The 13,058-nt window shown below is 47.1% G+C and carries 11 protein-coding genes; 7 read left to right on the top strand and 4 right to left on the bottom strand.

Going from position 1 to position 13,058, the window contains the following annotated elements; genetic code table 11:
- The first annotated feature begins 2 nt into the window (after positions 1–2).
- The 3 genes from I3X05_RS11545 to I3X05_RS11535 all read left to right on the top strand — a co-directional run bounded on the left by I3X05_RS11545 (position 3) and on the right by I3X05_RS11535 (position 3,559).
- On the top strand, positions 3–551 hold the full coding sequence (locus I3X05_RS11545; RefSeq protein ID WP_045569554.1) for an NAD(P)H nitroreductase: 549 nt from the start codon (positions 3–5) through the stop codon (positions 549–551).
- A gap of 83 nt (positions 552–634) precedes the next feature.
- The gene (locus tag I3X05_RS11540; RefSeq protein WP_045569553.1) at positions 635–2,626 is read left to right on the top strand and encodes a DNA topoisomerase III; all 1,992 of its coding nucleotides are present in this window, start codon (positions 635–637) and stop codon (positions 2,624–2,626) included.
- A 15-nt stretch (positions 2,627–2,641) separates the two neighbouring features.
- Entirely contained in the window at positions 2,642–3,559 is a 918-nt protein-coding gene (locus I3X05_RS11535; RefSeq protein ID WP_045569552.1) for a histone deacetylase family protein, read from the top strand.
- A 28-nt stretch (positions 3,560–3,587) separates the two neighbouring features.
- Here the strand turns inward: I3X05_RS11535 and I3X05_RS11530 are convergent, their stop codons facing one another.
- Positions 3,588–5,270: a methyl-accepting chemotaxis protein gene (locus tag I3X05_RS11530; protein WP_082069583.1), complete on the bottom strand. Its 1,683-nt coding sequence runs from the start codon at positions 5,268–5,270 to the stop codon at positions 3,588–3,590.
- A 245-nt stretch (positions 5,271–5,515) separates the two neighbouring features.
- Positions 5,516–7,126: an IS1634-like element ISSpu7 family transposase gene (locus I3X05_RS11525; protein ID WP_337970633.1), complete on the bottom strand. Its 1,611-nt coding sequence runs from the start codon at positions 7,124–7,126 to the stop codon at positions 5,516–5,518.
- A 139-nt stretch (positions 7,127–7,265) separates the two neighbouring features.
- Here I3X05_RS11525 and I3X05_RS11520 point away from each other — a divergent pair, with 139 nt between their 5' ends.
- Positions 7,266–7,583 carry a methyl-accepting chemotaxis protein gene (locus I3X05_RS11520; protein ID WP_045572478.1) on the top strand — a complete coding sequence of 106 codons (318 nt, stop codon included), beginning with the start codon at positions 7,266–7,268 and terminating at the stop codon, positions 7,581–7,583.
- A 156-nt stretch (positions 7,584–7,739) separates the two neighbouring features.
- Positions 7,740–8,450, top strand: coding sequence for a Crp/Fnr family transcriptional regulator (locus tag I3X05_RS11515; protein ID WP_082069820.1), 711 nt, complete (start codon positions 7,740–7,742; stop codon positions 8,448–8,450).
- Between the two features lie 98 nt (positions 8,451–8,548).
- Here I3X05_RS11515 and I3X05_RS11510 read toward each other — a convergent pair whose 3' ends face one another.
- Both I3X05_RS11510 and I3X05_RS11505 read right to left on the bottom strand, forming a co-directional pair.
- Positions 8,549–10,360 (bottom strand): DUF3413 domain-containing protein, encoded by a 1,812-nt coding sequence (locus I3X05_RS11510; RefSeq protein WP_045572480.1) that lies wholly within the window; start codon positions 10,358–10,360, stop codon positions 8,549–8,551.
- Positions 10,361–10,381: 21 nt separating this feature from the next.
- Positions 10,382–10,609: a YejL family protein gene (locus I3X05_RS11505; protein ID WP_039429982.1), complete on the bottom strand. Its 228-nt coding sequence runs from the start codon at positions 10,607–10,609 to the stop codon at positions 10,382–10,384.
- Between the two features lie 84 nt (positions 10,610–10,693).
- Between I3X05_RS11505 and yejK the strand changes: the two genes are divergently transcribed.
- Positions 10,694–11,695, top strand: a complete 1,002-nt coding sequence (gene yejK, locus I3X05_RS11500) for a nucleoid-associated protein YejK (RefSeq protein WP_045572481.1) — start codon at positions 10,694–10,696, stop codon at positions 11,693–11,695.
- 101 nt (positions 11,696–11,796) lie between these two features.
- The gene (locus tag I3X05_RS11495; RefSeq protein ID WP_045572482.1) at positions 11,797–13,044 is read left to right on the top strand and encodes an Hpt domain-containing protein; all 1,248 of its coding nucleotides are present in this window, start codon (positions 11,797–11,799) and stop codon (positions 13,042–13,044) included.
- Positions 13,045–13,058: the final 14 nt, after the last annotated feature.

Genomic DNA, 13,058 nt, shown 5'->3' with positions numbered 1-13,058 from the left:
CCATGGACGCTCTCGAACTGCTATTAAACCGCCGTTCTATCGCTAAGTTGAGTGCGCCTGCGCCGGAAGGCAAAGCGCTGGAAAACATCATTCGCGCTGGTTTACGCGCACCGGATCACGGCGGTCTGACGCCTTGGCGCTTTGTGATTGCGCAAGGAGCAGGCCTGAAAAAACTGGCGGATATTTTGCTAAAAGCCGGACGCGCAGATCAATGCGATGAAGCCGTACTGGAAAAGCTGAAAAATGCGCCGTTTCGCGCGCCGATGGTGATCACTGTGGTGGCCAAAGTGACCGAACACGACAAAGTTCCCGCTTTTGAGCAACATCTTTCCGCGGGATGCGCTGTGCAAGCGATGCAAATGGCTGCGGTGGCACAAGGGTTTCAAGGCATTTGGCGATCCGGCGAGTGGATGTTTCATCCTCAAGTTACTCAAGCGTTTGGCCTACAAGGCGACGATGCAATTGTCGGTTTCCTCTATCTCGGTACGGCCGATTGCAGCGCGATGAAAGTGCCTGAGCGCGATCTGTCAAAGTTTGTTGAATACTTGTAACTGGTTATTTATACAGTTTTTCTTGATTTTTCAGGGCCACATCCGCTAAGGTGGCCCTTTATTGTTTCTCTTCTTATATCGCTATGAGCCGACTTTTTATCGCTGAAAAGCCCAGCCTTGGCCGCGCAATTGCCGCTGCTCTCCCTAATCCGCAGAAAAAAGATCAAGGCTTCATTGTCTGTGGCAATGGAGATGTGGTGACTTGGTGCATCGGACATTTGCTTGAGCAAGTAGAGCCGGATGCTTACGATGAGCGCTATAAAAAGTGGAACATGGCCGATTTGCCCATTGTGCCGCAGCAGTGGCAGTTGCGCCCGCGGAAAACGTCGGCAAAGCAGCTTGCGGTGATCAAAAAACTGCTCAAAGAGGCGACTCAAGTGGTGCATGCGGGGGACCCCGATCGCGAAGGGCAATTGCTGGTGGATGAAGTGCTCGACTACTGCAAAGTGAGTAAAACGAAGAAAGAAGCGGCGCAGCGACTTTTGATCAGTGACCTTAACTTACCTGCTGTCAAAAGAGCCATTTCCTCAATGCGCAGCAATCGCGACTTTATCCCGCTATCGGTCTCGGCGCTGGCTCGTTCACGCGCTGACTGGTTATACGGCATGAACATGTCGCGCGCGTATACCTTACTTGGGCAAAAAGCGGGCTATCAAGGCGTTTTGTCGGTGGGGCGAGTGCAAACGCCAGTATTGGGTTTGGTGGTGCGCCGTGATGAAGAGATCGAAAATTTTATCCCGCGCGACTATTTTACGTTGCATGCGCTGATCCCCTATCAGTACAACGCTGTCGCTTTTGATATTCGCGCGCGCTGGAAACCGAGTGAGGCGTGCAAACCTTGGCAAGATGAAGAAGGGCGCATTCTTAATCGTAAATTGGTGGAGAATGTTGCGCAGCGTATTGCTGGTCAGCCAGCGACGGTCACAGAGTCTGAGCACAAACAGACCAAACAAGCTGCGCCGTTGCCCTATTCGTTGTCGGCATTGCAGATTGATGCAGCGAAGCGCTTTTCTATGAGCGCACAGCAAGTGCTGGATACTTGTCAGGCTCTGTATGAAAAGCACAAACTGATCACCTATCCGCGCTCTGATTGTCGCTATTTGCCACTAGAGCATCTTTCACAGGCCAAGACCGTCATGCAGGCCATCAGCAATAATGCGCGTGAACTCGCTGCCGCCGTTGATGGGGCGGAGCTCTCGCTCAAATCAAAAGCGTGGAATGACAGTAAAGTGGATGCGCATCATGCGATCATTCCCACTCCAAAGCAGGCGAGCGTCAACGCACTTTCGGGGCAGGAGACGAAGATCTACCAGCTCATATCTAGGCAGTATCTGATGCAGTTTTATCCTGCGGCGGTGTATGCCGAAGCCAAGTTGGTGTTTGACATTGCTGGGGGCACTTTTATCGCCAAAGGGCGTCAACTGCTTTTCCCTGGCTGGAAGAGCTTAACGGGCGTGACGGAGAAAGAAGATGATGGCACAGACACTGTGCCGCCATTAGAAAAAGGTACGGTGTTGATGTGCCGGGAAGGGGAAATCAACGATCGTAAAACAGAACCGCCGAAGCATTTTACCGAAGCGACGTTATTACAGGCGATGACGGGTATTGCACGTTATGTCGCGGATAAAGAGCTGAAGAAGATCTTACGAGACACCGACGGATTAGGTACTGAAGCGACCCGTGCGGGCATTTTAGATACCTTGTTCAAGCGCCAATTGTTGTCACGTCAAGGCAAAGCCATTTTAAGCACCGCTGCGGGGCGAGGTCTGGTTAATGCGCTGCCGAACGAATCGACCTATCCAGACATGACGGCTCATTGGGAGCACCAGTTGCAGGGCATGGCGGAGCGCAATCAAGCGTATCAGCCTTTCATGCAAGCGCTAGAAGCGCGGATCTCGGATTTAATGGCACAAGTGAAAAGCGCGCCTGTGCCGCCATCTTTGCAGCATTTGCCAAAAGTAGAGCGCCCTGCGTTTAAGCGGCGTAAAAGTAGCGGCCGAACTTCGGCTTCACGCACCACTTCCAGTAAAAATGCTGCGAGTCGTAAACCACGCCGCGTTAATAACAGTGAATAGTCGAGTTTAATCCTGATGTTGCCACTTATCTATCATCCGCTTTATTCGGATCTGCCGTTACCGCCAGAACATCGCTACCCGATCAATAAATATCGCCATCTGTTTGCAGAGATCAACCGGCAGATGGCTGGCAGTTCGCATTGGCAAAGCAACATCCGTTTTTATCAGCCACAAGCTCTGAGTTTAGAGGACGTGAAACAGATCCATTGTGCTCACTACGTCGATCTACTCGCGTCTGGTCAGCTTCCCGCGGCGAAAATGCGCCGTATTGGCTTTCCTTGGAGTGAACATTTGATTGAGCGAACCTTAACCTCCGCGGGAGGAACGGTACTGACGGCGCAAAAAGCGCTGCAACATGGCTTAGCCATTCATCTTAGTGGCGGCTATCATCATGCTCACCACGACTTTGGCAGCGGCTTTTGTCTGTTCAATGATTTGGTGTTGGCAGCTCATGTCGCCTTGCGCCAAGAGGGCGTGGATAAAGTACTGATCATTGATAGCGATGTGCACCACGGCGATGGTACGGCGACCTTATGCCAACAGCGTGATGACATTATCACGCTCTCCTTTCATTGCGAGAAAAACTTTCCAGCGCGTAAACCCGATTCCGATTTCGATGTGCCCTTGCCACGCGAGAGTGATGACGACGCCTCTCTCGCCGCGTTTTGCGAGGTAGTGCCAATGGCCATCCATCTGCATCGACCGGATTTGATCCTCTATGACGCTGGAGTCGATATCCATCAGCAAGATGAGCTGGGTTACCTTAATGTGTCGAGTGAGGCGATTTATCAACGCGACACATTTCTGCTCACACTCGCCAATGAGCTGTCGATCCCACTGGCGGCAGTGGTGGGTGGTGGCTATCGCACCAATCATCAAGATTTAGTGCCGATTCACATGCAACTTATCCACGCGGCTATGAGCCTCAAGTAACCCAGCGCCGTCTCGTGCGGCGTTTGTTTTATCCTTTGCTGAGCTTAAACTTATTCAACCCCTGAGTGAGCGCATTGGAAATATCTTTCAAGCGCGATGATGCGTCGGAAACGTTGCCGCTCAGTGTCGCGGATTCTTCAGCCACATCGCGGATTTTATGGATGCGATTGGAGATATCTTCCGAGACTTTTTCCTGCTCTTCTGCAGCGGCGGCGATCGACGATGTTTGGTCGGAAATCAGGGTGATCAGCGCACTGATTTCATTCAGCACATCGCCAACATCGGCAGACTTGCGCACGGCCATTTCGGTATCTTGTGTGCAAAGTTTGGTCTCTTCAGAAACGGCACGTGAATATTCCGAAAGTGTCGAGAGCTTACGTTGGATCTCATCGGTCGAATCTTGAGTGCGTTTGGCCAGCGAGCGAACTTCGTCTGCGACCACGGCAAAGCCACGTCCTTGCTCTCCGGCGCGCGCTGCTTCAATTGCAGCATTGAGGGCGAGAAGGTTGGTCTGCTCGGCAATTGCTTCTATCACGTTTAAGATCTCACCCACATCTGATACTGCGCTTGCCAGTTGCGCAATGCGATCGTTGGCGCTTTGTAAACGCGTTGCAACCAACTGTACCGAGCCGATGTTTTCTTTCACTGTCGCTTGGCTTTCAAGCGACTGTTGGTTGGCGGAGGCCGCTTGCACCGAGGTTTCAGTACAACTATTGGTGACTTCTTTCACCGCGGCGAGGTTTTCGTAGACAGAACTGGCGATCACCTCGATCGATTGGCTTTGTTCTGAGCTGAGATTTTGTGTCCGTTCGGTAATGTCACGCAAAGTATTTGACTCGCTTTCTGCGCGCATCGCTTGCTGGCGAATATCGCGGATCAAAGTAGAAATATTACCGATCATATGGTTGAAGGCAGTCGAGAGAGCGGTAATTTCGTCTTTGCCAGAAATCGCCAGCAGTTGAGTAAAATCGCCTTCCGCAACGCGATTTGCCTCGCCTCGAAGCACTTGAATGCGTGAGATCACTTTGCGCTGCAAAATGAAATAGCAGATGACAATCAGGGCAATAACGCAGACCAAGAACGAGATGCTCAGCAGCGTGCTGGTGGCAATTTCCTGTTTTGCTAGCTTCACATCGTTGGCTGCATTTTGGTTGGCGAGTTCAATAAATTTGCTGACGGGGGCAACGATTTTAGCCACTTCGCGCATGTAGTTTTCATCATGCAGCAGATCCATGGCTTGTTTCCACGCGGAAAATTCCTCTTTATTCAGGTCTTCGATACGTTTACCGACAAAGGGTTCAACCAAACCAAATGCTTTCACTTCGGTATTCACTAGTGCCACTGAGAGGTTGTTGGATTCGGCCAAATACGTCATCAGGTTGCTGGGTACACCAAGCTCTTTTAAACGTTGTTGGTATTCTAGCGATCGGCCATCGTACATTGGCGCTTTGCCCGTTATTTGATCGACAATCCGGTTGTATTTGTCGCGATATTTTGGGTCGAGTGTGGCGACGAACTGTCGTGCATTGAGAGTGAGGAGTGTTGAGTTTGAGGTAGAGAGTTTCGCTAAGTGGCTAACGTTATAGCGATAGTCTGCGGCGGCATAACTGGCTTCTACGTTCTGTTTGAGTTGTAAGGCTAAAAACAGAGTTATCCCTGACACGAGTATGATTGCACCGAAAAATACTCGAAATAAATCCTTTATATTCATAGTGTTACCATGATGATTAGGTTTGTGGACTACAAAAAATGAAGTCAAAGAAGAGTAAGGTTACGAATACATACGCGGATCATTTGCGCGTGCATTGATTAAATTATAGATTTATCATTAAATTCTGCACGCAAAAATCGCACTTAAATGTAATGTTGTTTACATTGCTCAAACTTTTTCAATCGCACCAAGAAGCAAACATACTATTTACATAATTATTATCTATCCGACATTCCGCAGCTAATTTAGGAATAAACTACCTCATAGAATCTACCGAGTAATTTGAGTAGTTGTGTTTGGTGATCTTGAAGTCCAGTGATGAACCGTTGGCCGTTAATCTCTAGCGTATCTATGCCTTCGAATTGCAAGAAGACCCAACGTGCCGTCGGTCTGGAGGTCGTCTTGTTCTTTACCATACTTGGGAAGAACGCTTCGGTTTGTGCGAGTTGCTCTCTGATTTTGTGTTCTAAACTGGCGTAAACAAGCAAGCTCAACGTCATTATCATTAGCAACGCTTCAATGCGTTCAGGCTTTTTCAAGAAGATGGAAGAGGTTAAAAATTCAGGGCTTTTTAGAAAGCGGAAGCCGCGCTCGACTTTTTGTTGCGATTTGTAATGTGCTAGAAGAGCCGTCATGGTGAGTTCTTCATTGTCGGTGTCATTTGTCGCGAGGATAAACATGCCTACTTTGAGCTTAGCCAGTTTTACTTTTTCTAGGTCGGTGAAGGGAGCGGCTTCGATAAAGTATTGGTATCCTGTCGGTGCTTCATCTGTCTTTGGGCGGCCCGAATGAGAGTAAGTCGGCAGTTTGATGAGAGTGCCTTGTTCAAACCCTAGTAAGTCAGATTGTTTCTTGAAATCGTTAAACGCTAATTCTGCGTCAACTTCACAAGCGAATGGTTTTTTACTTAGCTTTTCCAACGCTTTGATTTCTTTTGCTATGTTTTTCTCTAAGTTCTTGAAGAAAGTGATTTCTTCCCGCTTGGTGGCCTGTTCACTGTGAACGAGCAACCAACGTTGATTGACCTTTCCGTAATCCGAGTCTATCCAACATCCTGAGTAGCCATCATCAATAGCGATTAATTGCTCTGGCTCTAGCGCAAACAGTGCTTGTTTTGCGAGCTTGATGGTCATGGGTACACGGGTAATGAACTTTTGATTTTGCTCATCTAGCGAGGAGATGCTTTCTTCGGTGTACAAGGCGGCATCAGCGATAAAGTAACGACTATTTTGCGCGGCTTTTAGGCAATGTATGTGTCTTTTAGTGACTTCAGCGAATGCCTTGGCATCATTGGTGTTGCCACTCAGTGCTTGCATGTAAACAGGAATACCTGCTTGGTTTTCACAGATGAGTTCAAGCACCACTTGGTTAAGCTCTGGCCTATGATCCCGACTGTAGCCTCTTACAAGCTTAATGACGTTGGTGTTTTCATCTTGTGCATACTCACCATCAACGTGGAAGCTAGTGATATCAAGATGAACAGAATCCGTCGTCAAGCCCAGTTTATCAACAACACGCTCAGCAATAACCTGATAGAGCGCTGAGACATCGGCTTCGTATAGAGCATCTAAGGTGCGGCCTAGTACATCATCAGTAAGGTGGTGTGCTTCAATGTCTTTGGCGAGTAGCTTAGACACAGGCTTGGTCTTAAAAAAGTCCGAGAACATGTGCAGTGTTCTGCTATGAAAGCCAAGTCCATTTAGGAGCATGGCCAATACCGCGTCACCATGAGAAACATTGTGGTCAGAATATTTTGGGATAACGGCATCTATCATCCGTGGCAGGCCAATTTCGTGACAAAAGGCGGCAATGAGACCAAGGTGATCTAAGCGTTTAATAACAGGATGGGTAGACATATTTTGAGACCGTCAAATAGCAGTAATAGATCAAAACTGTCGATCGCGGTCAAGATGGTGTCGTGGTTTTTATGAAAAACTGATCGCCAGATCACACTATTTAAATTCTGGAATTAGCTGCGGAATGACGGATCTATAATTGGTTGACTTCAATAAATGGCAGAGCTTTTGCTCACTAAAGGGTGAGACTATCTCGCTAGCCATTGTTTCTTCGGTTGCAGGCAGTTTCACTTCCATCAATCAGGCGGTCGTTTCAATAAGTGATGTCAACAGCATGGTGGCGACCGCCTCTGAAGAACAATCTGCGGTGAGCACTGATATTTCCCGCAGCATTGAAGTGGTTTCCAATATGGTGAATCAGAACGTGGCGGGCATTTCGCAGAGCGCGACAGCAACGGAAGAATTAGCGCGACTGGCCGAGGAACAACAACGCAAATTACTCGAGTTTCGTGTTTAAAGCCCAACGGTAAAACAGTCAATAATCTGCTTTGAATGCGGTTACTATCCTTTCCCTAATGTGCTTAACTTGACTTTCCCCGGCCGTGAGGTCGGGGCTCTTTTAAATGGACTTTATATTGGCATCGTATATTTTCGGTGCGAGTAAGTTGTAATTATGTTTAACTATTTAATATTACACGCAATACATAATTGTGAATTAATTAAAGGTTGCAGCTCAACTACCTTATCAACACTGTATGAATATAGTAGCTATGAAAGCTTCAAACGAAATGAGTTGATTGCTAAACAAGATGCGCCAGCAGAGGAATTATTAATTCTCGCCTCGGGTCAAGTCGGGGTGTATCGAAGAAACGAGCAAGGAAGTAATTTGCTCGTTGCCAAAGTGACAACAGGTGGCTGGTTTGGCGAGTCATCCTTTATCCCAGGCTTTAATCGTGTGGTATCACTTAAAGCATTAGAGGATGCAATCATTGTAAAACTCCCGACTAGTCGCTTTATTGAGCTTTGCCAGATTGACCCGATGCTGATGAGAAACACATTTAGTGCATTAGCACGGCGTGGCGCATCCATCGGCCATTTTGCGTTGAACAATATGACAACCAATATCCCTCTGAAAATAGCCCGCACCATCCTCTCTCATATTGAAATACTCGGTAATCAAGAGCCTGGGAAACAGACGATTAAAATAAAGATGACCAGAGCGGAATTAGCAATGGTGGTTGGGATCACTCGACAAGCACTGAATAAATATATTGTTTCTTTTGTGGAGGAAGGGACAATTGCGGTTGGATACGGCTCGATTACCATTAATTCATTGGAAAGTTTAAAAAAGAAGATAGAAACCTTGTCTATGGTCAGCATTTAGGCTTTTTAGTTCGAGAAGAAATGAAAGAGCACTTCATACTCAATAAAAACAGTAAGGGACGTGATTTCCACATCCCTTACTGGCATCAGTTAAGATAATTACTGCTGACTTTTACTGTAAAAGCGTTGTAGTTCAGTCAATCCTTGCATCAATACGGGCAATTTCGGGCTGTCGTCTCTCACCCGTTTGTAGTTCTCGTCGTATAACTTGAAGTTGCCAAATTTATCAATCACCGTCGTTTGGGTTGGCGTGATCAAGGCAATTTCACGCGTGTCGCCCGCTAAAATCCAACGGCGTCTGCTCTCATCAAACAGATTCCGCCCTGAACTAAAGTCGGCTGGGTTAGAAGCGACGCCGAGCAAATCTTGCAACAAGGTCACTGATAGGTCGAGGTGGCTGGTACTTTGGTTAAACTGCGCGGGCAATTTACCCGGCCAATGAATCACCAAAGGAACCTGAAGCTGATAGCGGCTGTAGTTAGAATTCGCCCCCCAACTATTGGTTTGCGTTTCGTTAAACTCACTGCCGTGGTTTGAGGTCAGGATCACCACTGTGTTGGCACTCAGTTGCTGCTCTTCTAAAGTAACCAAAATACGCTGCAGCATATTATCGGCCAGGCCGACGGCTTGATTGTACGTCTGCTTGAATTTTTCACTGGCATTCGCGCCTTTTGGCATGGCCGAAGCATCAATGTCGTCCACGGAGGTCAGTTCGATAAAGCTAAACCAAGGTGAGTTAGTTTGTTCGCCCAACCAGTTTTGCCAAGCATCAACAGCTTTCTCGTCACTAAACTCAGTCTGGTTTTGCTTCTCAAGCTGCGCAGCAAGATGTTGTCCGCGGAAAATCACTTCGCGATACAGTGGGTCACTAAAGCCATTGCCGCTGAACAAAGCAAAATCGTAGCCTTGCTCTTGCAAAACACTCAGGAAAATAGGCGCTGTGCCTTGCGCTTTGATGCTGCTGGCGTAACTGGTTGGCAGGCCATAAAACAAGCCGAAGACGCCAAAAGAATCGTTGCTTGAGCTGTAATGATTGGTGAACCACTGATTGTTGATTGCAAACTGGTATGTTGTTGGCATTTGTGTTTCGCTCAAATGGTCTCCACGCCAGTTGTTGACATTGATCATCAGTATATTCAGGTGATTCCCACGGCGATTGAACTCCAATTGCTCTAATGGATAGCGCACCAACTCGACGTTATTTTCGCTCGCCTCCAATCGCTTTAGGTACTCTTCTCTATCGAGTAAACCATGTTTTTCCATAAAGCTTTTCGCTGTCATCGGATAGGAGAGCGGGAAGTTTGCACGCTGACTAGTGACCGGATTATAAAAATACGCATCTGCCCACATGTAAATCAGGTGGCTGGTAATAAAACAGATAAAGAAAACACCGGATAAAGGACGGCCAATGTGTTTATGAGCCAACTTACGTTGTTTTTTCCACACCCACTCAGCAAGCCCAAGCTGGAGGAAAAAAATCAACGGTAAAACGACAAAAAGATGCTGTAAATCAGCACTAATTGCCGATTTTTCATCGCTGAACAGTAACTCCCAAACGACTGGGGTTAAGTGCAAATTGATCGACTGATAGGCTTGAGTATCGACGAGCAAGACAGTCAAGCCAACGGTGGCAAAAGTGACGGCAAAGAATCTGAACAGCCGTTGGGAGGGAAGAAGAAAAGTGAGTGGAAACAGAATCAACAGGTACAGCGCGAAGACCAGAAAGCCAAAATGTCCGACCCAGGAAACAACAAGATAAAGCTGGCCCAAGAAGGTTTCCGGCCAAGGTGACTGGGCAATGTAACGCGTACCGATCAACATCGCAGCAATGATGTTGAAGAATGCAAACCAGTGACCCCAACCAACCAGTTTGGATACACGTTCGCCGTATGAGTTTCCGCTGTCTACCATGTATGATTCTGTTATCCGTGATTAATGAGTTTTTTGTTCTTTCAGAGAAGAGATCAGTGCCTGGGCAAATTTTTCTGCAATAACTTTACGTTGTGAAGCGGCAACTTGTTGATTTAAGACATTGGTAGCGATATTGCCCGCAATCATCAGTGAAAGCTCTGGGGTCGCTCCGTGTTTGTCTAACACGGCGCCTATTTCAGCAAGAATCGTTTCAACTTGTTGGTCTGTGTATTTAGATGTAATCGGCATAACAACTCTAATAATGATAGTAAAAGCGGCTTATGATAACCTACAATGCCTCACAACTAAAACCTTGAAGCTAGATAAAAGATTATGAGCCTGCATCTTTCCAACGTTATTTTGCATCAGCTTAGTAAAAATGATCAGGATGAACTCACGGTCCACTACCGTTCTGAGTCTCTGAGCAACGATTCATCCACAGAAAATCTTGTGGCTGAGCTGCACCGAGTGTTCCACGCAAAAGCTGGAAAAGGATTCGGCAGCTTCAAATCAGACAGCGAATTTCAGATTTGGCTGCAAGCGATGCGTAAAAATGAACTCACTTTTTACGATTTCTCACAGAAAAGTGCTTCACGCTTGAAAGATGAACTGAGTAAGTATCCTTTTGCAGATGAAGGCATCCTCGTGTTTGCAGAGTACCAGAGCCTCGCAACGCACTATTTGTTTGTCGGCATCCTGCCGCTCAACCAAAGCCTGAAAGTTACGGAAGGATTAGACATCAGTGCCACTGACTATTTAGACATCAATAAAATGGATATTGCGGCGCGTATTGACCTCTCTGTTTACCAAGTTGACAGCGAGTCGAACCGTTACCTCTCTTATATTAAAGGACGGGTTGGCCGAAAAGTAGCGGACTTCTTTTTGGACTTCATGCAGGCTGAGGTGGGCTTAGACAGCAAGCAGCAAAGCCAAGTGCTGATTCAAGCGTTGGATGATTTTTGTACCGATGCCAAGCTGGAAAAACAGGAAGTGAACGAGTACAGAAAGCAAGTTTACGATTACTGCAATGGACAACTGAAATCTGGCGAAGAAGTGACGATTCGTGAGTTGTCAGACGAGCTCCCCTCAGGGCCATCGGGCGCTAGCTTTCTCGATTTCACTCAAGCGCAAGGGTACCAGTTGGAAGAGCGTTTTCCAGCGGACCGTGGGTTGGTACGCAAGTTAACCAAGTATGTTGGCGCTGGTGGCGGTTTGAATCTTAGCTTCGACAGTTTGTTGCTCGGCGAGCGCATTTTTTACGACCCAGAGACAGATACGCTGACGATTAAGGGCACGCCGCCCAATTTGCGCGATCAACTCACGCGCAGTCAGTAATCAAGCAAACAAAAAAGAGAGCATGGGCTCTCTTTTTTGTTGTCTGACATGATGTTAGAAGATGGTATATGCTTGTAACAGGTGTTATTCAGGGATTGAACATGTCACTCACAGCAAAAAAAATGAAAATGCGATGCTCAGTTGGTTTGTTAGCTCTGTGGGCGTCGGTATCACTGTTTATCATGATTCAGACTTACAATATGACGACGGTTGTGCAGGTGATTGAAGAACTGGGCAATAAAGTTGCGCAAACGCATAGCACTTTTGCCTATGAACGATCGCAAAGAGTGAGTTTGAATGATGAAATTTCACTCAATTTGCAGATTGTTTATGCGCTACGTATTCAACTCGAAGCCAACTATGCAGAATCTTTTTTTGCTCCAGATGTGTCGCAGTTTATCTACTCGACTGATCACTATCTACAAAGTCTCAGGAGCCTGCTTTCAATAGACAACCAACTTTCTGCCCTAGTTGATGCGATTCGGGAAAAGCGCTTAAAAATCAGTGAACAATCTCCTTTCGCGATGACACAGTATGCCCTTTTAGGCAGTTATGTCTCTGAGGCGGCATTTTCCGCATCGCCACAGTTGGATCTGATATTTAAGGACATGGACGATTTATTGCATGCCTCAGAAACCCTTCCTGAGGAGTACGGTGTGCCTTTAAGACAGCTTATCGCTGAGAGCGGTGATGCGCTGGCGGAGAATTTACAAATCGACCACTTAGTGCAACAAATCAACAATCATGCCATTTATGCTCAACAATCAAAACTAGAAGAATACGTTAACCGTATGATTTTGCACTATATGATGGTATTTATTACCACCAGTGCTTTGTCTGTGTTTGGGATGCTCTTCTTGCTCTATTGGCAAGATAGCGGTGAAGAGGCATTGGAGAGCGTGAAACTGGGCAAGCAGGCTCACGATCAAGAGGTCAGTCTGGATACGCTCATCCGCTCGAATAGCGAGAAAGTGATGAGTTATTCTCAAGAGTCGTTGGAAGAAGGGAAGGTGATCGACACGAAAGCCATGCTGGATTCACTCTCCGGGGATGAAGCATCGGTGCGTTTGCTATTACAAGTATTCATTCAAGATCATTGCAATGACTACCAGCGTTTCACCGATGTAGCGGTGCATGACAAAGTCAAAGCGCAGCGTATCGTGCACAGTTTGAAAGGCGTAGCCGCTAACCTTGGCGCGATTCGGTTAAAAGAAGTGGCGTTTGACATTGAGATGACGATGAAAAATGGCCATAGCGTTTCTGAGCAGCAGTTAGCTAAATTGGAAGAAGCGCTGCGTGAAACCATCGACTTTGCCAAGCAGTTACTCGATGAGGAGTGGAGTGTATGAGTCACGCAGAAAAA

This window comes from Vibrio navarrensis (assembly GCF_015767675.1).
In the GTDB taxonomy this organism is placed as follows: domain Bacteria; phylum Pseudomonadota; class Gammaproteobacteria; order Enterobacterales; family Vibrionaceae; genus Vibrio.
Note: the sequence above shows the minus strand (reverse complement) of the source record. Positions and strands in the feature narration are given on the sequence as shown.

Coding starts and splice junctions, on each gene's coding strand:
- I3X05_RS11545 (WP_045569554.1), top strand. CDS start 3: ATGGACGCTCTCGAACTGCTATTAAACCGCCGTTCTATCGCTAAGTTG.
- I3X05_RS11540 (WP_045569553.1), top strand. CDS start 635: ATGAGCCGACTTTTTATCGCTGAAAAGCCCAGCCTTGGCCGCGCAATT.
- I3X05_RS11535 (WP_045569552.1), top strand. CDS start 2,642: ATGTTGCCACTTATCTATCATCCGCTTTATTCGGATCTGCCGTTACCG.
- I3X05_RS11530 (WP_082069583.1), bottom strand. CDS start 5,270: ATGAATATAAAGGATTTATTTCGAGTATTTTTCGGTGCAATCATACTC.
- I3X05_RS11525 (WP_337970633.1), bottom strand. CDS start 7,126: ATGTCTACCCATCCTGTTATTAAACGCTTAGATCACCTTGGTCTCATT.
- I3X05_RS11515 (WP_082069820.1), top strand. CDS start 7,740: ATGTTTAACTATTTAATATTACACGCAATACATAATTGTGAATTAATT.
- I3X05_RS11510 (WP_045572480.1), bottom strand. CDS start 10,360: ATGGTAGACAGCGGAAACTCATACGGCGAACGTGTATCCAAACTGGTT.
- I3X05_RS11505 (WP_039429982.1), bottom strand. CDS start 10,609: ATGCCGATTACATCTAAATACACAGACCAACAAGTTGAAACGATTCTT.
- yejK (WP_045572481.1), top strand. CDS start 10,694: ATGAGCCTGCATCTTTCCAACGTTATTTTGCATCAGCTTAGTAAAAAT.
- I3X05_RS11495 (WP_045572482.1), top strand. CDS start 11,797: ATGTCACTCACAGCAAAAAAAATGAAAATGCGATGCTCAGTTGGTTTG.